Origin of the sequence: Actinocatenispora comari, assembly GCF_017312725.1 — a bacterium.
Taxonomy (GTDB): Bacteria; Actinomycetota; Actinomycetes; order Mycobacteriales; family Micromonosporaceae; genus Actinocatenispora; species Actinocatenispora comari.
Window position 1 is genome coordinate 19,961 of sequence record NZ_BOPO01000076.1, and the last position, 20,238, is coordinate 40,198.

14 protein-coding genes are annotated in these 20,238 nt (G+C 73.7%); 9 read left to right on the forward strand and 5 right to left on the reverse strand.

The features are described 5' to 3' along the window. The first annotated feature begins 17 nt into the window (after positions 1-17). Positions 18-605: a TetR/AcrR family transcriptional regulator gene (locus NUM_RS19920; protein ID WP_207126409.1), complete on the forward strand. Its 588-nt coding sequence runs from the start codon at positions 18-20 to the stop codon at positions 603-605. Then, the gene (locus NUM_RS19925; RefSeq protein WP_207126410.1) at positions 602-1,837 is read left to right on the forward strand and encodes a YbfB/YjiJ family MFS transporter; all 1,236 of its coding nucleotides are present in this window, start codon (positions 602-604) and stop codon (positions 1,835-1,837) included. The genes NUM_RS19920 and NUM_RS19925 overlap by 4 nt, the downstream gene beginning before the upstream one ends. Here the strand turns inward: NUM_RS19925 and NUM_RS19930 are convergent. From NUM_RS19930 to NUM_RS19940, 3 genes are read right to left on the reverse strand one after another with little or no spacing between them, the layout of a single operon-like run. Beyond that, on the reverse strand, positions 1,825-5,253 hold the full coding sequence (locus NUM_RS19930; protein WP_207126411.1) for an alpha-L-rhamnosidase: 3,429 nt from the start codon (positions 5,251-5,253) through the stop codon (positions 1,825-1,827). The genes NUM_RS19925 and NUM_RS19930 overlap by 13 nt on opposite strands. Then, positions 5,250-6,584, reverse strand: a complete 1,335-nt coding sequence (locus NUM_RS19935; RefSeq protein ID WP_207126412.1) for an MFS transporter — start codon at positions 6,582-6,584, stop codon at positions 5,250-5,252. Before NUM_RS19935 ends, NUM_RS19930 begins: the two co-directional genes overlap by 4 nt. A 58-nt stretch (positions 6,585-6,642) precedes the next feature. Beyond that, on the reverse strand, positions 6,643-10,749 hold the full coding sequence (locus NUM_RS19940; RefSeq protein ID WP_207126413.1) for a hypothetical protein: 4,107 nt from the start codon (positions 10,747-10,749) through the stop codon (positions 6,643-6,645). Positions 10,750-10,864: 115 nt separating this feature from the next. On the opposite strand from NUM_RS19940, the gene NUM_RS19945 reads away from it, so the two are divergent. From NUM_RS19945 to rhmD, 5 genes are read left to right on the forward strand one after another with little or no spacing between them, the layout of a single operon-like run. Further along, positions 10,865-11,659, forward strand: a complete 795-nt coding sequence (locus NUM_RS19945; protein ID WP_207126414.1) for an IclR family transcriptional regulator — start codon at positions 10,865-10,867, stop codon at positions 11,657-11,659. After that, positions 11,656-12,429, forward strand: coding sequence for an MBL fold metallo-hydrolase (locus NUM_RS19950; RefSeq protein ID WP_207126415.1), 774 nt, complete (start codon positions 11,656-11,658; stop codon positions 12,427-12,429). The genes NUM_RS19945 and NUM_RS19950 overlap by 4 nt, the downstream gene beginning before the upstream one ends. Positions 12,430-12,451: 22 nt before the next feature. Further along, the gene (locus NUM_RS19955) at positions 12,452-13,222 is read left to right on the forward strand and encodes an SDR family NAD(P)-dependent oxidoreductase (RefSeq protein WP_207126416.1); all 771 of its coding nucleotides are present in this window, start codon (positions 12,452-12,454) and stop codon (positions 13,220-13,222) included. 46 nt (positions 13,223-13,268) lie between these two features. Continuing rightward, the gene (locus NUM_RS19960) at positions 13,269-14,279 is read left to right on the forward strand and encodes a zinc-dependent alcohol dehydrogenase (RefSeq protein WP_207126417.1); all 1,011 of its coding nucleotides are present in this window, start codon (positions 13,269-13,271) and stop codon (positions 14,277-14,279) included. A gap of 1 nt (position 14,280) precedes the next feature. After that, positions 14,281-15,471: an L-rhamnonate dehydratase gene (rhmD, locus tag NUM_RS19965; protein WP_207126418.1), complete on the forward strand. Its 1,191-nt coding sequence runs from the start codon at positions 14,281-14,283 to the stop codon at positions 15,469-15,471. A gap of 17 nt (positions 15,472-15,488) precedes the next feature. Here rhmD and NUM_RS19970 read toward each other — a convergent pair whose 3' ends face one another. Together NUM_RS19970 and NUM_RS19975 are read right to left on the reverse strand one after the other, a co-directional pair. Beyond that, positions 15,489-16,418: a TerC/Alx family metal homeostasis membrane protein gene (locus tag NUM_RS19970; RefSeq protein ID WP_207126419.1), complete on the reverse strand. Its 930-nt coding sequence runs from the start codon at positions 16,416-16,418 to the stop codon at positions 15,489-15,491. A gap of 157 nt (positions 16,419-16,575) precedes the next feature. Then, positions 16,576-17,493, reverse strand: coding sequence for a sigma-70 family RNA polymerase sigma factor (locus NUM_RS19975; protein WP_207126420.1), 918 nt, complete (start codon positions 17,491-17,493; stop codon positions 16,576-16,578). 344 nt (positions 17,494-17,837) lie between these two features. Between NUM_RS19975 and NUM_RS19980 the strand changes: the two genes are divergently transcribed. After that, positions 17,838-18,470 carry an acyl-CoA-like ligand-binding transcription factor gene (locus NUM_RS19980; protein WP_207126421.1) on the forward strand — a complete coding sequence of 211 codons (633 nt, stop codon included), beginning with the start codon at positions 17,838-17,840 and terminating at the stop codon, positions 18,468-18,470. 108 nt (positions 18,471-18,578) lie between these two features. Continuing rightward, on the forward strand, positions 18,579-20,213 hold the full coding sequence (locus tag NUM_RS19985; RefSeq protein WP_207126422.1) for a phospholipase C: 1,635 nt from the start codon (positions 18,579-18,581) through the stop codon (positions 20,211-20,213). The last annotated feature ends 25 nt before the right edge of the window (positions 20,214-20,238 follow it).

A 20,238-nucleotide genomic window follows, 5' to 3' on the forward strand; every position in this document is an offset into this window, starting at 1 on the left:
CTGTTAGTCTGCTACGCATGGCCGAACGGACCAGGCGGGGCACCGCGCGCGACCGGCTCATCGACACCACCGCCGCGGTGATCTACCGCCGCGGCGTCACCGCGACCGGGGTGGACACCATCACCGCGGCCGCCACCGTCTCCAAGCCCACCCTGTACGCGCACTTCCGGTCCAAGTCCGAGCTGATCACCGCGGCGCTGGCGCGGCAGCACCAGACCCGCCGGGACGAGCTCGCCGGCCACCTCGACGGGCTCGCCGACCGCTCCCCCGCCGAGCGGATCCTCGCGATCTTCGACTGGCTGGCCGAGTGGCACCGGGCGGCGGGCGCCCGCGGCTGCGCGTTCGTCAACGCCGCCGCCGAACTGGTCGAGGGCGACGACGCCGCGGCCCGGCAGGTCATCCGGGACCACAAGCGCTGGTGGGCGAGCACGTTCACCGAGCTGGCCCGGCAGGGCGGCGCGACCGACCCGGCCACGGTCGGCGAGCAGCTGCTGCTCGTGCTGGACGGCGCGAACGCCCGGGTGCTGGTGGAGGGCGACGCGGCGCCGTTCGCGGTCGCCCGGCAGCTGGCGACGCTGGTCCTCGCCGCCGGCCTGCCGCGATGACCCGCACCGCGACGGCGCCGCGGCCGCTGCTGGTCGCGGCGGGACTCGCCGCCGGGCCGGCGGTCGCGCTCGGGCTGGCCCGCTTCGCGTACGCACTGGTGCTGCCGGCGATGCGGACCGACCTGTCGCTGAGCTTCGCCACCGCCGGCGCGCTGAACACCGCGAACGCGGCCGGCTACCTGCTCGGTGCGCTGGTCGCGGCGCCGCTCGCGAACCGCCTGGGGCTGCGCACCGCGTACCTCGGTGGCCTGGTCGTCACCGCCGCGGCGGTCCTCGCGTCGGCCGGGACGGGTTCGGTGCCGCTGCTCGCTGCGTTGCGACTGGTGTCCGGCGCCTCCGGGGCGGTGGTGCTGGTACTCGGCGGCGGGCTCGCCGCCCGCGCCGGCCGGGACGCCGGCGCCCGGCAGGCCACCCGGCTGCTCGCGGTGTACTTCTGCGGTGGCGGTGCCGGCATCCTGCTGTCCGGGCTCGCGGTGCCGCCGGTGCTGGCCGCCGCCGGGTGGCGCGGCGCCTGGGTGGTCCTCGGCGTCCTCGCCTTCGCGGCGCTGGCGGCCGCGGTGCCGGCGGCCCGCGCGGTACCGGCGGACGACGGCCCGGCGCCCGACCGCCCGGCGGGGCGGCTGCCGCTGCGGCCGCTCGCGCCGCTGCTGGTGTGCTACGGGATGTTCGGCGCCGGCTACATCGCCTACATGACCTTCATCGTGGCGTACCTGCGTGCCGAGGGCGCCGGTGCCGGTACGGTCACCGCGTTCTGGGCGCTGCTCGGCGCCGCCGCCACCCTCGCCGGGTTCCTGTGGTCGCCGCTGCTGGCCCGGCTGCGCGCCGGGCGGGGCATCGCGCTGATCCTCGGCGTGCTGGTGCTGGGCGCGGCGCTGCCGCTGGCTCCGGGCGGGCTGCCGGTGGCGATGGCGTCCGCGGTGCCGTTCGGCGGCGCGTTCCTGACCGTGGTCACCGCCGTCACCGCGGCGGCCCGACAGCACCTGCAGCCGCGCCACTGGACGGCCGCGATCGCCGCGCTGACCACCGCGTTCGCCGCCGGACAGTGCGTCGGTCCGGTGCTGTCCGGCACCCTGTCCGACGGCCCCGGCGGGGTACGGGCCGGGCTCGCGCTCGGCGCGCTGCTGCTCGCCGCCGCGATCGGCGTGGCGCTGCTGGTGCGCGACCGCGCGGCCGGGGCACCGACCTCGAAGCGGGCCCCGGCGCAGGCGCGGCGGCCGGCTCAGTCGGAGTAGGCCGCCAGTTCCAACACCCGGCTGTAGCCGTGGTCGTTGGTGTCGGTGACCGACAGCCGCAGTGCGGTGGTCCGCACGGCCGGGAACGTCGACTCGACGCGCCCGGCGGTGTTGCCGCGCACGCTGGCCACGGTGCGCCAGCCGTCGCCGTGGGCGACCTGCACGTCGTAGTCGCGCAGCCCGTACCGGCTCGCCGGGTACTGCGCGCTGTCCAACGTGTACACCACGACCCGGCGCAACGGCACCGGATGCGACCAGCGCGCGGTCAGCGTGTCCGGGAACTGCCTGCTCGTCCCGTCGTTCCAGCCGCCGACGCCGTTGTGCCAGTACGCGGAGTCGGCGATGCCGTCGTTGGTGTAGGACGCGGCCGAGCCGTTGTGGTCGCTGGAGGAGCTCATCGTCGCCAGCCGTACCCAGTCGTCGGTCTGGCGCAGCGCCACCGCGGTGGTGGTGCCGCCGGCCGACAGCCGCAGCGTGCCCGAACCCACGTCCGGGTCGGTCCGGGTCACCGCCACGGCCACCGCCGCGGTCTCGCCCGCGCGCAGCGTGACCCGGCGCGTCCCGGTCCTCGTGGTGAAGCCGGCGGTGACGCTGACCCGCGGCGTCACGGTGACCGTCGTCGCGCCGAGGTTGTGCAGCCGGAACTCGGCGGTGACCGGCTCGTCGCCGAGCACCGGCACGTCGGTGCGCGGGCCGTTGACCGCCAGCTGTACCGGTCCGGGCCGGGGCGCCGCGTCGGCCGTCGCCGCGGTCAGCGTCCACTCCCCCGACCCGACCCGCCACCCGGCGCCTTCCCGGCGGGCACCGCGCGGCGGGTGGGCCGCGGTGACGCCCGGCGGCGGTACGAGCAGCGCCGTGGTACCGACCGGAACCGTTGCGGTGAGCCGGAACCGGTGCCCGTGCCGGGACCACGCGACCGCGGCCGGCCCGTACGGGGTGTGGTACCGCACCCGCGCGGCGGTCAGGTCGCCCACCGGTACCGGTGCGACGACCAGGTCGCGGTAGCCGACGGCGCCCTCGGCCGCGTCGAGCCCGCCGACCCGGGTGTGGAACCACTCCTCGATCGCGCCGAGCATCCAGTGGTTCTGCGACCCGTACGCGGTGGGCCCGTCCCAGTACTCGGTGAGCGACGTGGCGCCGCACACCAGCTGGTAGCCGTAGCTCGGATCGCCGGTGGTGGCGAGGATGTCGGCCACCACGTCGTCCCGGCCGCCGGCGGACAGCGCCCGGAACACCGCCGGCAGCGCGATCTCACCGACCGTCAGGTGGTTGCCGTACGCCCGGATCTGGCCGACCAGGTGGTCGAGCACGGCGGCGCGGTCGGCGGTCGGGACGATGCCGGCGTCGAGCGCGAACGCGTCGGCCGCCTGGGTCCCGTTGGCGTAGGTGTGCCCGTCGCGGTACTCCGCCTCGAACGCCGCGGCGATCCGGTCCGCGAGGTCCGTGTAGCCGCTCGCGTCGGCCGTCCGGCCCAGCGCGGTCGCCACCTCCGCCAGGCCGCGGGCGGCCCGCAGGTAGCCGTAGCTCGCGGCGACACCGGTCGGGGTGTTCTGACCGAGCTCGCCCCAGTCGCCCAGCCCGTAGTCGAGCAGGTCGCCGGATGCCTTGCCGGACAGGTAATCCAGATAACGCTGCATCGCCGGGTAGTTGTCCGCGAGCACCCGGTCGTCGCCGTAGCTGCGCCAGGTGGCGGCTGCCGCCCGGATGATCGCACTGCCCCAGTTCGGCTCGTCGTGGCTGCCGCCGGAGAAGTGCGCGTACTGCGGGGCGATGTCCGGGATCAGCCCGGTGTCCTCCTGCGCCTCCCGCACCGTGCGCAGGAACTCGGTGAACCACGCACCGATGTCGTAGTTGCGGGCGAGAGTGGCGAAGTTGAGGTGGGTCTCCTCCAGCCAGCCGAGCTTCTCCCGGTCCGGGCAGTCGGTCGGCACGCTGAACATGTTGCCCTGCACCGAACGGTCGATGATCCGGTGCACCCCGTCGTACAGGGCGCTGGAGGTGGTGAACTCGCCGGCCGGCTCGTTGTCGGTGCGCAGCACGATGCCGCGCAGCATGCTGGTGTCCGGCTCCACCGGCAATCCGGTGACCTGCAGGTAGCGCATCCCGTGGTAGCAGAACCGGGGGTGCCACACCTCGGTGCCGTCACCGGCGAGGGTGTAGTGGTCCACGATCGGCGGCGAGGTCGCCCCGCCGGCGATCATGGTGCCCTGATCCACCAGCCCGTCCGCGGTCAACCGCTCCCCCGGCAGGATCGTCACCTCGGTACCGGCCGGGCCGGCGACCCGCAGCTCCTCCCAGCCGGCGATGTTCACGCCGAGGTCGAACACGTACGTGCCGGGCTTCGGCCGGGTGATCGCGACGGTCGGCACGGTGCCGACCGGTCGGATCGGCGGGCAGCGCCGGGCGGTGAGCACGGTGTGCTCGGCCGGCGGACCCGTCGTCGCGGCGGCCGTCCAGCCGGACAGGTCGGCGCCGGGCTGCTGCCAACCCGCCGGTTCGCGGCGCGCGTCGTGGTCCTCCCCGCCGTACCAGGTGGCGAACGTGGTGGGCCCGAGGGTGGTGCGCCAGCCGCTGTCGGTGCCGATCGTCTCCCCGTCGATCTCCAACTGGGCGAGCAGCTTCGGCGGCCCCTGCACCCCCACGTACTTGCGGTACCTCTCCGGCGTGTCCGGCACGTTGAACGTGCCGTTGCCCAGCCGTACCGCGAGGGTGTTGGCGCCGTGCGCGACCAGGTCGGTGACGTCGTGGCAGGAGTACACCAGCCGGGTGGCGTAGTCGGTGTTCGGCGGTTCCAGCACCGCGTCGGTGACCGGGTGGCCGTTCAGGGTCGCCGCGTAGATCCCGACCCCGGTCAGGTACAGCCGGGCCCGGCGCACGGTGCCGGCCCGGAACTGCCTGGCCAGCAACGGGAGCGGCGTGCCGGTCGGGACCGACAGCCAGTCCGGGTGGGTGATCCACCGCGCCGTCCAGTCGCTCGCGGACAGCAGGCCCAACTCGAACGTCGCGACGTCGCTCCAGTCACCGCGCCGGCCCTGCTCGTCCCACACCCGTACCTGCCAGTGGACCTGATCCCGGGAGCCCAGCGCGGTGCCGCCCCAGCCGACCTGCGTGCTGTCCGCGGACTCGACCCGGCCGGAGTCCCAGCGGTCAGGGGTGGACAGTCCGGACCGGGTCGAGGCGGCCCGGATCTGGTAGGCGGTCTGCCGCCGGTCGGTGCCGCCGCCGGCCAGCCACCAGGACAGCCGCGGCGCGGTGTCGTCGATGCCGAGCGGGTCGGCCAGGCCGTCCACCCGCAGCCGGTACGGGTGCAGCGGCGCGCCGGCCGGTGCCGCGGTCGCCGAACCCGGCGGTACCACACCGAGCGCGGCGGCGCCGGTCCCGGCTGTCAGGGCGGTCAGGGCGGTCCGTCTCTTCATGCCATCCCCTTCTCGGGCACCGCGTCGGCGTCGACGGCCGGTTCGGTGCGCCAGCCGCGGCTCGCCTCGATCTGCTCCAGCGTCTGGCCCGCGGTCCGCGGACCGAAGATCACCCCGATCAGGCCGCTGACCGCCTGCAGGATGACGAGGATCAGCGCCAGGTACCGGAACCCGGCGTTCGCGGTGATCAGCGGGACGAAGAAGCTCCAGATGCCGAGCCCGATGCGCACCACCGCGAAGGTGAAGCCCTGCGCGGTGGAGCGCAGCACGGTCGGGAACAGCTCGCCGGACCACAGCTGGAAGAAGTGCTGCTGCCCGAACCCGGAGCCGAACCCGATCAGCAGCACGTACGCCAGCGCCACCGGCAGGTTCAGCGGCAGCACCACGAACAGCCCCATGCCGACGAACTGCAGCACCACGCTGACGCCGAGCAGCACCCGGCGGTTCACCCGGTCGTTGAAGGGCATGTACACCAGCAGGGTGCCGATCACCGTCAGGCCGAAGCTGAGGCACTGCAGGCCGACGCTCGCCGCCTGGCTCTGCGCGCCGAACGTGCTCAGCAGGTACGGGAAGTAGAAGCCGTTGGTGCCGGCGAACAGGTTCCAGACGCCGTACATGCCGATGCAGAACAGCAGCGCGGTCGTGCCGCGCCGGGTGAACAGCGCGGCGATCCGGGCCCCGCCGCCCGGCGAGTCCGCGGCGGACCGCTTCGTCGCCTGCTGCCAGCGCACCGACTCCGACACGCCGTGCCGCAGGATCCAGGTGACGACGGCGACCAGCAGCAGGTGGACGAACACCAGCCGCACCCCGAGCATGCCCAGCGACGACAGCGCGAGCGACAGCAGCAACGTGACCACTGGCCCGAGGTTCCACAGCACCTGGGCCAGGCCGCCCATTCGGCCGCGGGTCTTCGCCGGTGCCAATTCGGTGATCAGCGTCCACGACGCCGGCACGTCCGCGCCGACGGCGAGGCCGGCCAGGATGTAGCCGACGAACAGCATCCAGGTGTTGACCGCGCAGATGATCCACAGGATGCCGAACGCGTACAGCAGCAGGTCCCAGGTGTAGATCTTCTTGCGCCCGAACCGGTCGCAGATCCAGCCACCGATCAGCGCGCCGATTCCGGCGGAGATCGCGTTGGAGCTGAACGCACCGAGCAGCCCCACGGTGCTGTTGGTCAGCCCGAACTTGTGCGTCCACAGGCTCAGCCCGACCGAGCCGGCCACGATCGACCCGGCGTCGATGTAGCTGGCCATGCCGGCCACCGCCGTCCACTTCCAGTACCGCCGGCGCTCGGTGCCGTCGGGCACCGCGTTCGCTGCCACGCTCATCGGTCGTCCTCCCTCGACGCGACACCGAGGACTCGATGCCCCTGACTCGCTTGCCTCATCACCGCTCCCGTCGCAGGGTCGGTCCGGATTCCTCGGATGGTGGTACGGGTGTGGTTCCCGGCCGTGCCGCGGCGCCCAGCAGCCGAACCGGGCCGAACAGTCCGGAACGGCGCTGACCGGCGAACACTCCCGCGGTCGGCGTGGTGTCACCCAGGTACGGCGCGAGGGTGTTGCGCACGACGATCTCCAGCCGGTTCGCGCCGGCGCGCAGCCACCGGTCGACGCGCAGCCGGTACGGGGAGAGCAGCAGCTCGCCGACCGCCGCGCCGTTCAGCCGCACCTCGGCGGTGCCGCGCACCTCGCCGAGATCCAGCCAGGTGGGCCGATCCGCGTCGGTCCAGCGGAACGTGTGCGCGTAGCGCACCGCGCCGGAGTACGAGCCCAGGCCGGCGTCGGCCCAGTCACCGAGCTCGATCTCGCCGCTGCCGAGCCGGTACCCGATCGGCCCGGTCAACGCCGCACCGCCGGATCCGTCCACGGTGGACACGGCGAGCAGGGCGTGACGGACGTTCGGCGTCAGGTCGACCGCGCCGGCGCGCACCGGCGCCTCGACGCCGTCCAGCCACACCCGCGCGCTGCCGCGCACCGGTACCGTCATCCGCTCCGCCCCCGGCGGCAGCACCCACCGGAACCACTGCGTCCGCGCCGTCCCCGGGTCGGCGCTGACCGGTCCGGCCGACACGGGGTCGTACGGGATCACCGGGAGCACGGCACCGCGGGGCCGGTCGTCGAGCCAGCCGGCGTCGGGCAGCGGATGCGGCCGCGGCCACAGGCACGCGGTGCGCGGATCCAGCCACTGTTCCCGGCGCACCCGCGGCGCGCCGATCGTCCAGCCCGGGGCGGACACGACGTCCACCCGGCCGGCGTCGGTCTCGATCACCCCGTCCACCCACAGCGCGGCGCCGGCCGGGTCGGTGAACTCGACCACGAGCTCGTTCTCGCCGGCCACCAGCCGATCGGTGACGTCGAACGGACGTACCCGCACGGCCCGGTTCTGCGCGTACGGGTCGAAGCCGCCGTGCCGGCCGATCCGGTCGCCGTTGAGCCGGATCACCGCCGCCCCCTCGGTACCGATCTGCAGCATCGCGCGGCGGGGGCGGCCGGGCAGCGTGAACCGGTGCCCGACCCGGGCGGGTGTTCCCGTCGGTACCAGCCACTCCGGCCGGCGTACCTCGTCCGGGTCGCGGGTCAGCGCCCACCACAGCCGCACCGCACCGGCCACGTCGGACCGTACGGCGACGGTCAGCTCGTGGTGGCCGGCGCGCACCGCGATCGGCTGCACGGTCAGGTAGCCGTCGCCGGCCGCCGGCAGCACGGCGCCGTCGAGGGTGATGCGCCGCTCCCCCGGCGCGCCGACCGCGAGCCATCGCCCGGCCGCGTCGTCGCCGCCGCCGAGCCGGAAGCCGGTGCGCAGGGCGACCCACTGCCCGACCCGGACCGCGTCGAGGTGCACGAACTCCTCCGGCACGTAGCCCTTCGGGCCGAGCGTGGCGTGGTGTCGCGGATCGTTCGGGATGCCGCGGGACAGCGAGTACACCGCGGGCCGCCACCGCGCGGCGGCGAGCTCCGCGGCCGTGTCGCACGGGCCGGCCACCGAGCCGTACCGGCCGAACGTGGCGACGACCTCGGTCCAGCCGTCGGGGGACAGCTCGTCCGGGGCGACCCGCGGATCGGCCTCCCGGTGCGCCAGCCGCCAGGTCTGTACGGGCGGATCGGCGCGGCCGGGTCCGACGTCGCCCCACCGGTTGTCCAGCGTCGGTTCGACCGTGCCGGCCCAGCGGTGCGGCAGCGTGGCGAGCACCGGCCCCGGGCGCGGTCCGGGGGGCGGGGCGGGCGTGCCGGCGCCGAACACCACCACGGCGGCGGGCCCGGACGCGAACGGCACCCGTACCGTGGCGCGGTCGCCGGTGACCGCCCGGTCGAGCGCGCAGCGGGTGCCGGCCACCGGGTCCCACAGCTGCGCCGGACCCCACCCGGCCGGTACCGAGAGGGTCGCGACGCGCTCGCCGTCGCCCGGCCGGAACGTGTACCCGTGCTCGCGCATGGCGCGGGTGTAGCGGTCGAAGTCGAAGAAGCTGTGCACGTCGAAGAACACCCAGTCACCGTGCATCGGTTGGGCGGTACCGGTCCGGTCGTCGTGCGCGATCAGCAACACCAGCCGGGCCTCACCCGAGCGCCGCACCACCGTCGGCACGTCGCACCGCACCGCCGCCTCCGCCGCCAGCCGACCCGCCAGCTCCGGCCCGCACCCGCCGGCCCCGGCCCGATGCCCGGCCCCGCCGGCGTCCGGCGCCGGCCGGGCGGCCGGCTCGGCGGGGCGCTCGGCCGGCACGGTCGGTGTCTCGATCGCGCGGCCGGCAATGGCCGCGGAGAACCTCGCCCAGCCCGGTCCGTTCGCGGGCAGTGCACCGCGCGGGGTGGTGCCGACGCAGACGACCCGGCCGCCGGCGGCCGCGAGGTCGGCCAGCCGGCCGGCGGTGTCGTCGGTCAGCCACGCGCATCCGGGCAGCAGCACCGTGCGGTACGTCTCGTCGGCGAGCCGCAGCCGGCCGCCGGCGACGGTGCCGTCGGCGACGGCCGCGTCGTCGACCACCTCGTGGTCCAGCCCGGCCGCGGCCAGCGACCCCGGTACCTCGCGTAGCCAGGACGCGGAGCCGTTGAGCGCCAGGTACGACTCGTGGGCCGCGCGCGCCGCCGGCAACGCCCGGCCGTCGACGGTCAGCGCCGCCTGCACGGTGGCGGTCGGGTGCAGCACGGCGACGTCGCACTCGTGCGTACCGAGCGACAGCAGCTCGCACAGCCGGGACACCAGCCGGGCGAACGCCGGGTACTGCGGCCAGTACGGCTGGCGCCAGCAGGTGGACGGCGGCGCCCACTCCCACCAGCCGGCCCGGGTGGCGTAGTAGACCGCGTGCGGGTCGTAGAGCGTGACGCCGGCCCGCAGCCACGGCAGCAGCCAGTCGAATGTCTCCTCCAGCGTGCCGCCCCAGCCGCTGGAGTGGAAACCCTCCAGCCAGGTCCGGCTGCCGCCGTGCAGGTGCGACAGTCCACTGTGGAGTTTCGGGTCGCCCCAGTGGTCGCTGCCCGGCGCGCCGTACCGGGCGCCGACCCGCGGATAGTCCGCGTACAGCTCGGTCGACCCGATCGGTTCGCCGGCCCGCGCCGGATGCTGCTGGTCGTAGCCGCAGAGCAGGCCGTGTCGCCGGTGCCAGTGCTGCAGCGGGACGAAGAACGCCTCGTCGGCGAGCTGCGCCCGGGTGCGCTGGTAGTCGTACCGGATCCGGGCGTGCCCGTCGCCCTCCCCGCCGAACAGCGCGGCGAGCCGGACCCCGGTCAGCGGGTAGCCGCGGCGCTCGGCGAACTCGGCGGCGAAGCTGCGCGACCAGGTCGGCATCGCCGGCAGCTCGTCCTGGAACGACCCGACGATCACGTCACCGAAGTACTCGCCGGCGTTGCGCTCGAACTCGCCGTGCACCTGGTCCAGCAGTGCCGCGCACGCCGCCGGGTCGCAGTAGTCGAAGCCGCGCCGCACCGCGTGGTACAGCGTGAGCGTGGCCGCGGTGGTCCCCGCGTCGGCGCCGGCACCCGAGGCGTCCACCGCGACCTCGGTCACCGCCCCGGCGCCCCCGACCGCATCGTCCACAGTGGACAGTGCTGCGGCCACCGGCACCGCGCCCGGCGGGGCGGTGGCCCGCAGCGCACCGGTACCCGTCACGCTGGTCCGGCGCAGGTCCCAGCCGGCGAAGGAGGGCTCGGCGCTGACCAGGTCCGCCTGCAGGTTGGCACCGGAGAACCCGAGCTGGTCGTAGAACCAGAGCCGGAAGCCGATCCGGCGCGCCTCGGCGCAGACCGCGGTGAGGATCCGCCACCAGGCCGGCGAGGCGAACGGCGGGTCGTCGGCGAGGCAACCGTGCAGCGGGCCGGCCGGCGCGAGGTTCAGCACGACCGCGGCGCGCACTCCCCCGTCGTACAGGCGATGCAGCTGCCAGCGCAGCCGGTCGGGGTCGAGGCGGTCACCCGACCACCACCAGATCGGCACCGGGCCGTAGGTCAGGTCGGGGTCGGACTGCGCGCGTTCCCAGCGCTCCGCGGCGGAGTGCGTCATGCCGGTACCTCGCAGGTTTACCCGGATGGCGGTGAGATGTCACGGTTCTGTTTCGCCAGGAAACGTAGTAGCGTCGCCGCCAACAGTTCAAGAGACGGAAAGAAAGTTCATGTAGATGAACTCACTGCCGGATCCGGTCAAGTCCGCGCGGCGCGCGCTGGCCATCCTGGAGGTGCTGACCGAGCACGAGCAGCCGATGGGCTTCACCGAACTCGCCGACCGGCTCGGCTATCCGAAGTCGAGCCTGCACGGGCTGCTGCGCACCCTGGTCGACTCCGGCTGGGCCGGCTTCGACGAGCAGACCCGGCGGTACGCGCTGGGCATCCGCACGCTGTCCGCCGGCAACGCGTACGGCCGGTCGCTGGCGCTCGGCGACCGCGCCCTGCCGTACATGCGCAAGATCCGGGACGAGCTCAACGAGACCGTCCAGCTCGCGGTGCTCGACGGCGTGCACAACGTGTACGTCGCGAAGGTGGACGGGCGGCAGGCGCTCGCCCTCGCCTCCGCGGTCGGTCGCCGGCTGCCGGCACACACCACCGCGCTGGGCAAGGTGTTGCTGGCCGGGCTGCCCGACGCGGAGCTGGCCCGCCGGTACGCCGGCGTGTCGATGACGGCGTTCACCGAGCACACCATCACCTCGCTGCCGGCCCTGACCGAGCAGCTGCGCCAGGTCCGGCGGCGTGGACACGGCACCGACACCGAGGAGTACACGGTCGGGGTCCGCTGCCTCGCCGTCCCGGTCCGGGACACCACCGGCCACGTCGTCGCCGGGATGAGCGTCTCGGTGCCGACCATCCGGTTCCGCCGGGAACTGCGCACCCGCGCCCTGGAGCTGTTGCGCGAGGCCGGATCCGCGCTGTCCGCCGAGCTCGGCTTCGTCGCCGACCAACCGAGGAGGACGACCCCGTGAGCCAGTACCAGGTGGATCTGCTCTCGATGGGCCGCGGCGACGTGCCCGGCCCCGAGGCGTACTGGATGAGCCGGTGGGACGAGTGGATCCCGCTGCGGTTCCAGACCGCGCTGATCCGCGGCGACGGCGTCACCGCGCTGGTCAACACCGGTCCCGCCGCCGACCTGGGCCCGATGAACGAGAAGTGGACCCAGGTGCTCGGCCCCCGCGCGGTGCTGCGCCGCGAGCCGGGCGAGTACGTCGTCGACGCGCTCGCCGCGCACGGCGTCACCCCGGCCGAGGTCACCCACGTGCTGCTCACCCCGCTGCAGCTGTACACGGTGAGCAACGTGCCGCTGTTCACCGGGGCGCAGCTGTGCCTCACCGAGCGGGGCTGGCGGCACTTCCACACCACCCACGCGCACCCGCACGACGACCGGGCCACGTCGATCCCGGACGAGATCCTGGTGCACCTGGTCACCGAGGCCTGGCCGCGGGTACGGCTGCTCGCCGACGAGGACGAGCTCGCGCCGGGGCTGCGCACCTGGTTCAGCGGCGGGCACCACCGCGCGTCGATGGTCGTCGAGGCGGACACCGCCACCGGCACCGCCGCCATCTCCGACACGTACTTCCTGCTCGACAACGTGCTGTCCGACCATCCGATCGGGATCAGCGAGAACATCTACGAGTGCCTGGCGACCTACGACCGGGTGCGCCGGAGCGCGACGCACATCCTGCCGCTGTACGACCCGGCGAACTTCGACCGCTACCCGGGCGGGCGGATCGCGTGAGCACGCACGAGGAGGGACGGTCGTGACGCAGACCGACGAACGACAGCGAGTCCTGGTGACCGGCGCGGCCCGCGGCATCGGCCGGGCCACCGCGGTACGGTTCGGCCGCGACGGCGCGCGGGTGGCGGTCAACTACCCGCCCGGCGAGCGCGAGCACGCGCAGCGCACCGCGGACCTGGTCACCGCGGCCGGCGGCGAGCCGTACCTGGTGGCCGCCGACGTCGCCGACCCGGCCCAGGTGACCGCGATGGCCGAGGCGGTGCACGCCGAGTTCGGGCCGCTGGACGTGCTGGTCAACAACGCCGGGATCTGCCCGTTCGCCGACTTCTTCGACATCGACGTCGAGCTGTGGGACCGCACCCACCAGGTGAACCTGCGCGGCGTGTTCCTGGTGACCCAGGCGTTCACCCGGCAGATGGTCGAGGCCGGCCGCGGCGGCCGGGTGGTGTCGGTGTCGTCGATCTCGGCCTGGGTGGGCGGCTCCCAGCAGGTGCACTACTGCGCCACCAAGGCCGGCATCAGCTCGCTGATGAAGTCGCTCGCCATCGTGCTGGCGCCGCACGGCATCACCTGCAACGCGGTACTGCCGGGCACCATCGAGACCGACATCAACGCCGACGACCTGGCGCGGCCGGGCAAGCGGGAGATGTTCGCCCAGCGCATCCCGGCCGGCCGGACCGGCGTGCCCGCCGACGTCGCCGGCGCGATCTGGCTGTTGACCCGGCCGGAGGCCGGCTACGTCAACGGCGCCGAGCTGCTCGTCGACGGCGGCATGTTCGTCAACCTGCAATAGCACAGCGGCCCGAACCGTCGGGCCGGTACGACACGGGAGGCCGGGTTTGCGCGCACTGGTGTTGGACGACTTCTGGAGCCTGACGGTCGAGCGGCGACCCGACCCGGTGCCGGGCCCGGGCGAGGTGGTGCTGCGCATCGCCGCGACCGGCATCTGCGGCTCGGACCTGCACGGGTTCACCGGCGACAACGGCCGGCGCCGGCCCGGGCAGGTGATGGGCCACGAGACCGCCGGCACGGTCGAGTCGGTCGGCGCCGGCGTCGACCTGGCGCCGGGCACGCAGGCCACCGCCTACCCGGTGCTGGCCTGCGGGGAGTGTGCCGCCTGCCGTGACGGCCGGTCGCAGATCTGCGCCAACCGCACGGTCATCGGCGTGGAGCCCAGCCGCAGCGCGGCGTTCGCCGACCGGCTGCTGCTGCCGGCCGCCAACGTGGTCGCGTTGCCGGCCGGCATGCCGCTCGCGCACGGCGCGCTGGTCGAACCGCTGTCGGTCGGCTACCACGCGGCCCGCCGGGGCGTCCTCGGCGCCGCCGACCGGGTGCTGATCCTCGGCGGCGGCCCGATCGGGCAGGCCGTGGCGCTCGCCGCGGCGCGGCTCGGCGCGGCCGAGATCGTCGTCACCGAGCCGGATCCGGGGCGTCGCGCCCTGGTCGACGCGCTCGGCGTGGCCACGGTGGAACCCGGCCGCGCGGCCGACGCGTTGAGCGCACCGGCGAGCGTCGCGATCGACGCGGTCGGGGTGGACGCCACCATGGCCGAGGCGCTCGCGGCGACCGAACCCGGCGCCCGGATCGTGCTGGTCGGCATGGGCGCGCCCCGGCTGGACCTCGCCGCGTACCCGGTCAGTACCGGGGAGCGCAGCCTGATCGGCAGCTTCTGCTACACCGCCGAGGAGTTCGCGGCCACCGCGGCGTGGGCCGGCACCGTACCGGAGCTGCTCGCGCCCCTGATCTCGGCGCAGGTGCCGCTCGCGGAGGCGCCGGACGCGTTCACCCGGCTCGCCCGCGACGGCGCCACCGCGAGCAAGATCCTGGTCCGCTTCGACGAGGAGGGCTGAGATGGCCGCACCCACGATCACCGACCTGCGGGCGTACGTGCTGCGCGGCGGCGGCGCCGACTACCACGACCAGGACGGTCCACACTGGATCGACGACCACATCGCCACCCCGATGGCCCGCTATCCCGGCTACCGCGAGTCGCGGCAGAGCTTCGGGCTCAACGTGCTCGGCACCCTGGTCGTGGTCGCCGAGGCGAGCGACGGCAGCTCCGGGTTCGCGGTCACCACCGGCGGCGAACCCGCCGCGTGGATCGTGGAGCGGCACCTGTCCCGGTTCGTCCTGGGCGCCGCGGTCACCGACCTGTCCCGGATCTGGGACCAGATGTACTCCTCGACCCTCTTCTACGGCCGCAAGGGCCTGGTGCTCAACGCGATCAGCGGCGTCGACCTCGCACTGTGGGACCTGCTCGGGCACGTCCGCGACGAGCCGGTGTACGCGATGATCGGCGGTGCGGTCCGCGACGAGCAGCCGTGCTACGCGACCGGCGCCCGGCCCGATCTCGCGGTGGAGTTCGGTTTCCTGGGCGGCAAGCTGCCGCTGCACCACGGTCCGGCCGAGGGCGCCGACGGCTTCGCGGCGAACCTGCGGCTGCTGGCCGAGATGCGCGCCGCGATGGGCCCGGACGCCTGGCTCGCCTACGACTGCTGGATGTCGCTGGACGTCGACTACGCGATCCGGCTCGCCCACGCCGCCGCCGAACACGGGCTGCGCTGGCTGGAGGAACCGCTGCCGCCGGACGACTACTGGGGCCACGCGGCGATCCGCAAGGCGCTGCCGCCGGGCATGCTGCTGACCACCGGTGAGCACGAGGCGACCCGGTGGGGGTTCCGGCTGCTGGCCGAGATGGGCTGCGCGGACATCCTGCAGCCGGACGTCGGCTGGTGCGGCGGGCTCACCGAGCTGCTGCGGATCAGCACGCTCGCCGACGCGCACGGCCTGCTCGTGGTGCCGCACGGGTCGAGCGTGTACTCGTACCACTTCGCGTTCGGGCAGCACAACAGCCCGTTCTCGGAGTTCTTGATGATGGCGCCGGCCGCGGACGAGGTGGTGCCGATGTTCCACCCGCAGCTCGTCGGCGAGCCGGTACCCGAGGGTGGCCGGCTGCGGATCGGCCAGCTCGACGCCGCCCCGGGCTTCGGCGTCAGCCTCGATCCGGACCTCGCCCTGGCCCGCCCGTACCACCGGGACTGACCGTCCGGTGTGGACGATCAGCGCCGGGTGGCGCGCAGGCTGGTGGCGGTGACCACCGCGAGCACGGCGACGATGACCACCAACGACAGCCAGGTCGGGATCCCCGGCACCGCCGGCACGAGGGTGTGCACGTAGTGCAGGATCAGCTTGACACCGATGAACACCAGGATCACCGCCAGGCCGTAGTGCAGGTGCACCAACCGGTCCAGCAACCCGATCAGCAGGAAGTAGAGCGCGCGCAACCCCAGCAGGGCGAACGCGTTCGCGGTGAACACCAGGTAGGCGCTCTCGGTGATGCCGAAGATGGCCGGGATCGAGTCGAGCGCGAACACCAGGTCGACCGACAGGATCGTCGCCGCGACCAGGAACAGCGGCGTCGCCGCGCGCCGGCCGTGCTGGCGCACCGTCAGCCGCGATCCCGAGTACTCGGAGGTGACCGGCATGACCCGGCGCAGCAGCCGCACCGCCCGGGAGTTGAGCACGTCCGGCTCCTCCTGCTGCGGCCGCAGCAGCCGAACCCCGGTGTAGAGCAGGAAGGCGCCGAACACCACGAACGCGACGGCGAACTGGCTGATCACCGCCGCACCGACGGCGATGAACGCGCCGCGCAGCACCAGCGCGCCGATCACCCCGATCAGCAGCGCCCGCTGCTGGTGTTCGGGTGGCACCGCGAACCGGCCGAGAATCAGCGCGAAGATGAACAGGTTGTCCACCGACAGGCTCTTCTCCACCAGGAAACCGGTGAAGAACTCGGCACCGGGCTCCTTGCCGGCGAACAGCAACACGCCCAGACCGAACAGCAGCGCACCGGTCAGGTAGATCGCCGACCAGGTGACCGCCTCACGGAAACCGACCGGATGCGGACTGCGGGCATGCCACACGTCCACACCGATCAGCACCGCGATCCCCAGCACGGTGGCCAACCACACCCACACCGGTACGGCCATCGCCACTCCCCCCGCATCGCCAGGTGCCCCAAAGAGGTCCGCACAGAGAGGGCGTTCGACAGGCGCCGACAGCCCTCTCTGTGCGGACCTCCAAGTATGCGGGAGGATCGATCAAGCGCCCAGCGGCGCGCTGACCAGCGGGGACGGTCGGTGCCCGTCAGTGCGCCCGGCCGCCGCCGCGGCGGCAGGGGCCCCGCCCGTACGCGGGCTGCGACGAGCGCGGGGCGCGCCGGTTGCCGTGCGCACCGCAGGGCCGGGCGGCAGGTGGCCGCCGCTGCGCGGGCGGCACCGTCGCGGTCGGGCCCTCGGCTGACAGTAGGTCGCGTAGCTCGTGCAGGGTGCGGGACAGGATGCCGGACACGTGCGCCTGTGAGATGCCGAGCTTCGCGGCGATCTGCTGTTGGGTGAGCTCGTCCAGGAACCGCATCCGGATGATGGCCTGTTCCCGGCCGGGCAGCGTGGTCAGCGCCTCGGCCAGCGCCAACCGATCGACGACCGCGTCGATACCGGGGTCGGCGCCGGGCAGCTGCTCGACCAGCGGCGCGTCCGTCTCGCCGGCCGCGCCGTCCAGCGAGACGGCCATGTACGCCCGGAACGCCGCCATCGCGTGCCCGACCTGCTCGACCGGTTCACCGACGCTGTCGGCCAGCTCGGTGACGCTGGGCAAGCGGCCGAGTCGGGCGCAGAGCGCCTCGGCGGCGTGGTGGGTGCGCAGCGCGAGTTCCTGCAGCCGCCGCGGCGGGCGCACCGCCCAGGCCCGGTCCCGCAGGTAGCGGCGTAGCTCGCCGGTGATGGTCGGCACCGCGTAGGCGATGAACCGGCCCAGCTGCGGCCGGTAGCCGTCGACCGACTTGATCAGCCCGGTCGCGGCGACCTGGCGCAGGTCTTCCAGTGGCACGCCCAGCCCCCGGTAGCGGCGGGCCAGCCGGTCGGCCAGTGGCAGCAGCGACTCGATCACGGCCGCCCGGGCCGCGGCGCGGTCGCCGGCGGTGGTCTCCGCCAGGGCCCGTACCCGGGCCGTGGGCCCGTCGCCGTCGGTGTCGCCGGCACACTGCTCGGTCTCGGTTACCGTCACGTCCCCCACCGAATCCCCGTCGGCCACGTGCGCAGTGACGTGGAGGTCCGGACCGGACCCCCTACCACCGCGACGGGTCGGCGACTAGCGCCCCACGACGCCGTACCACGAGGTGGACGGCACCGCCCGCTCGGTGTCTCGACCGCGCGTGGCGGGCCACGACGCGGCAGTCTTGCACTGACTGCAAACTATCGAAACCTTGCAGCCGCTGCAAAGATATTGACCAAGATGGCACTGGCCACAGCGTTGCCGTGCGGCGCCACCCGAGCGGGCGGGTCCGCGGGTGACGGACCCCGGCGCCCGGTTCGGCGGGTGCCGGGCGCTTCGGCGGAGGTGAGGCGCGGATGAGCATCATTCGGGGCCGACGGGCACACCGGAAGCTGGCGACCCGTGACGCGTTGCAGCGCGCCGCGCTGGAGCTGGTCCGCGGCCGGGACCCGGACTCGGTCACGGTGGAGGAGATCTGTGCCCGGGCGGGCGTGTCGCCGCGGACCTTCTTCAACTACTTCGCCAGCAAGGAGGAGGCGCTGATCGACTGGGACGCGGAGATCGACGCGTTCGTCACCGGTGCGGTGGCGAGGCGCCCGGCGTCCGAGTCGCCGCTCCGGGCGATCCGCGCGGTCCTCGGCTCGGCGGTGGCCGACGCGATGGGCATGGACCTGTGGCAGGACCGGCTGGAGCTGATCCGGGAGCAGCCGGGGCTGATCGGCCGGTTCGTCGCGGTGATGGGCTCGGTGCAGCGGGCGCTCGCGGCCGGGGTGGCCCGGCGCACCGGGCTCGCCTCCGACCACCTGTACGTGGAGCTGACGGCGGCGGCGTCGGTGGCGGCGATCCGTACCGCGATCCAGGCCTGGACCGACGCACCGGACGGCACCGACCCGGCCCGGCTGATCGACGACGCGTTCGCCTACCTGGAGTCGGGGCTCGCACCGCCGGGCGGCAGGGGGTCGGGGCCGGCGCCGCCCGGCGACGCCTGACCCGGGCGCTCTGCCCAGAAAACTCCGCCTGCCTATTGTTTCGTGAAAATCAGTGCCATAATCGCCCGCGGATCGGTGAACGGCAGGTAACCGGCGGGAGGGCGACAGATGGACGAAGCACCAACATCCGGTCGACAGGCCAGGTGGCGCCGGCACCGGCGGCGCACCGCGATCGCGGCGGCCGCCGTCGCGGTACTGACCGGCGCGGCGCTCACGTCCGCCGCCGCCTCCGGCGAGACGGCGCACCCGACCTGGTCGCACTCGTCCGCGCACACCGCGACGCCGATCAAGCACCTGGTGGTGATCTTCGACGAGAACATCTCGTTCGACCACTACTTCGGCACCTACCCGTACGCCACCAACGCCGACGGCACGCCGTTCCACGCCAGGAAGCACACGCCGAAGGTGGACGGCCTGTCGCCGGAGCTGCTGCAGCACAACCCGAACCAGTACAACCCGAAGCGGCTGTCGCCCGACCACGCGCTCACCTGCGACCAGAACCACTCGTACGGGCCGGAGCAGCAGGCCTACGACGGCGGCAAGGCCGACAAGTTCGTCGAGTACACCGAGAAGGACACCTGCACCGGCCAGCCGATCCTGTTCGGCGAACCGGGCCTGGTGATGGACTACTTCGACGGCAACACCGTGACCGCGCTGTGGAACTACGCCCAGCGGTACGCGATGGCCGACCACTCGTTCGACTCGATCTTCGGCCCGTCCACGCCCGGCGCGATCGACCTGGTGTCCGGCCAGACCCACGGTGTGTACGCGGTGGACCCGGTGACGCACGAGAAGGTCAGCGACCCGTTCGTGCACTCCCCCGACGCCAACGGCGTCGGCACGATGATCAGCGACCCGGACCCGGCGTTCGACGACTGCTCGGACCGCAACCACACCGCGGACGAGAACCTCGCCGTGATGTCCGGCGACAACATCGGCGACCGGCTCAACGAGGCCGGCGTGACCTGGGGCTGGTTCCAGGGCGGGTTCAAGCCGACCGGCACGGCCAACGGGTACGCGGTGTGCGGCGCCACGCACGCCAACATCGGCGGCAACCAGGTCGTCGACTACACGCCGCACCACGACCCGTTCCAGTACTACGAGTCGACGTCGAACCCGAAGCACCTGCCGCCGTCGTCGGTCGCCGCGATCGGCCACACCGACCAGGCGAACCACAACTACGACCTGAGCGACTTCCACGCCGCGCTGGGCGCGAACAACCTGCCGGCGGTCAGCTTCCTCAAGGCGCCGTCGTACCAGAACGGGCACGCCGGCAACTCCGACCCGCTGGACGAGCAGCGGTTCCTCGCCTCCACGCTCAACGACCTCCAGTCGTCGAAGCAGTGGTCCTCGACGGCGGTGGTGATCGCCTACGACGACTCGGACGGCTGGTACGACCACGTGTCGCCGCCGATCGTCAACGGTTCCGCCGACGCCAGCCAGGACCAGCCGATGTGCCTGGCGAAGCCGGCGGCGGGCGGCTACTCGGACCGCTGCGGCTACGGTGCGCGGCTGCCGATGCTGGTGCTCTCGCCGTACTCGAAGCGCAACTACGTCGACCACACCCGGCTGGACCAGACCTCGATCATCCGCTTCGTCGAGGACAACTGGGGCACCCGCCGGATCGGCGACCACTCGTACGACTCGATCGCGTCGCCGTTGACCGGCATGCTCGACTTCCGGCACCGGCCGGACGCGCGGCCGCTGCTGCTCGACCCGGGCACCGGCGCACCGCGGCACTGAGCTGCACGGAGGCGGCGGGGCGGTC

What these genes read in the sequence shown, in the direction of transcription:
- NUM_RS19940 (WP_207126413.1), bottom strand. Translation starts at nt 10,749, where the DNA reads ATGACGCACTCCGCCGCGGAGCGCTGGGAACGCGCGCAGTCCGACCCC.
- NUM_RS19945 (WP_207126414.1), top strand. Translation starts at nt 10,865, where the DNA reads ATGAACTCACTGCCGGATCCGGTCAAGTCCGCGCGGCGCGCGCTGGCC.
- NUM_RS19935 (WP_207126412.1), bottom strand. Translation starts at nt 6,584, where the DNA reads ATGAGCGTGGCAGCGAACGCGGTGCCCGACGGCACCGAGCGCCGGCGG.
- NUM_RS19930 (WP_207126411.1), bottom strand. Translation starts at nt 5,253, where the DNA reads ATGAAGAGACGGACCGCCCTGACCGCCCTGACAGCCGGGACCGGCGCC.
- rhmD (WP_207126418.1), top strand. Translation starts at nt 14,281, where the DNA reads ATGGCCGCACCCACGATCACCGACCTGCGGGCGTACGTGCTGCGCGGC.
- NUM_RS19920 (WP_207126409.1), top strand. Translation starts at nt 18, where the DNA reads ATGGCCGAACGGACCAGGCGGGGCACCGCGCGCGACCGGCTCATCGAC.
- NUM_RS19985 (WP_207126422.1), top strand. Translation starts at nt 18,579, where the DNA reads ATGGACGAAGCACCAACATCCGGTCGACAGGCCAGGTGGCGCCGGCAC.
- NUM_RS19980 (WP_207126421.1), top strand. Translation starts at nt 17,838, where the DNA reads ATGAGCATCATTCGGGGCCGACGGGCACACCGGAAGCTGGCGACCCGT.
- NUM_RS19970 (WP_207126419.1), bottom strand. Translation starts at nt 16,418, where the DNA reads ATGGCCGTACCGGTGTGGGTGTGGTTGGCCACCGTGCTGGGGATCGCG.
- NUM_RS19925 (WP_207126410.1), top strand. Translation starts at nt 602, where the DNA reads ATGACCCGCACCGCGACGGCGCCGCGGCCGCTGCTGGTCGCGGCGGGA.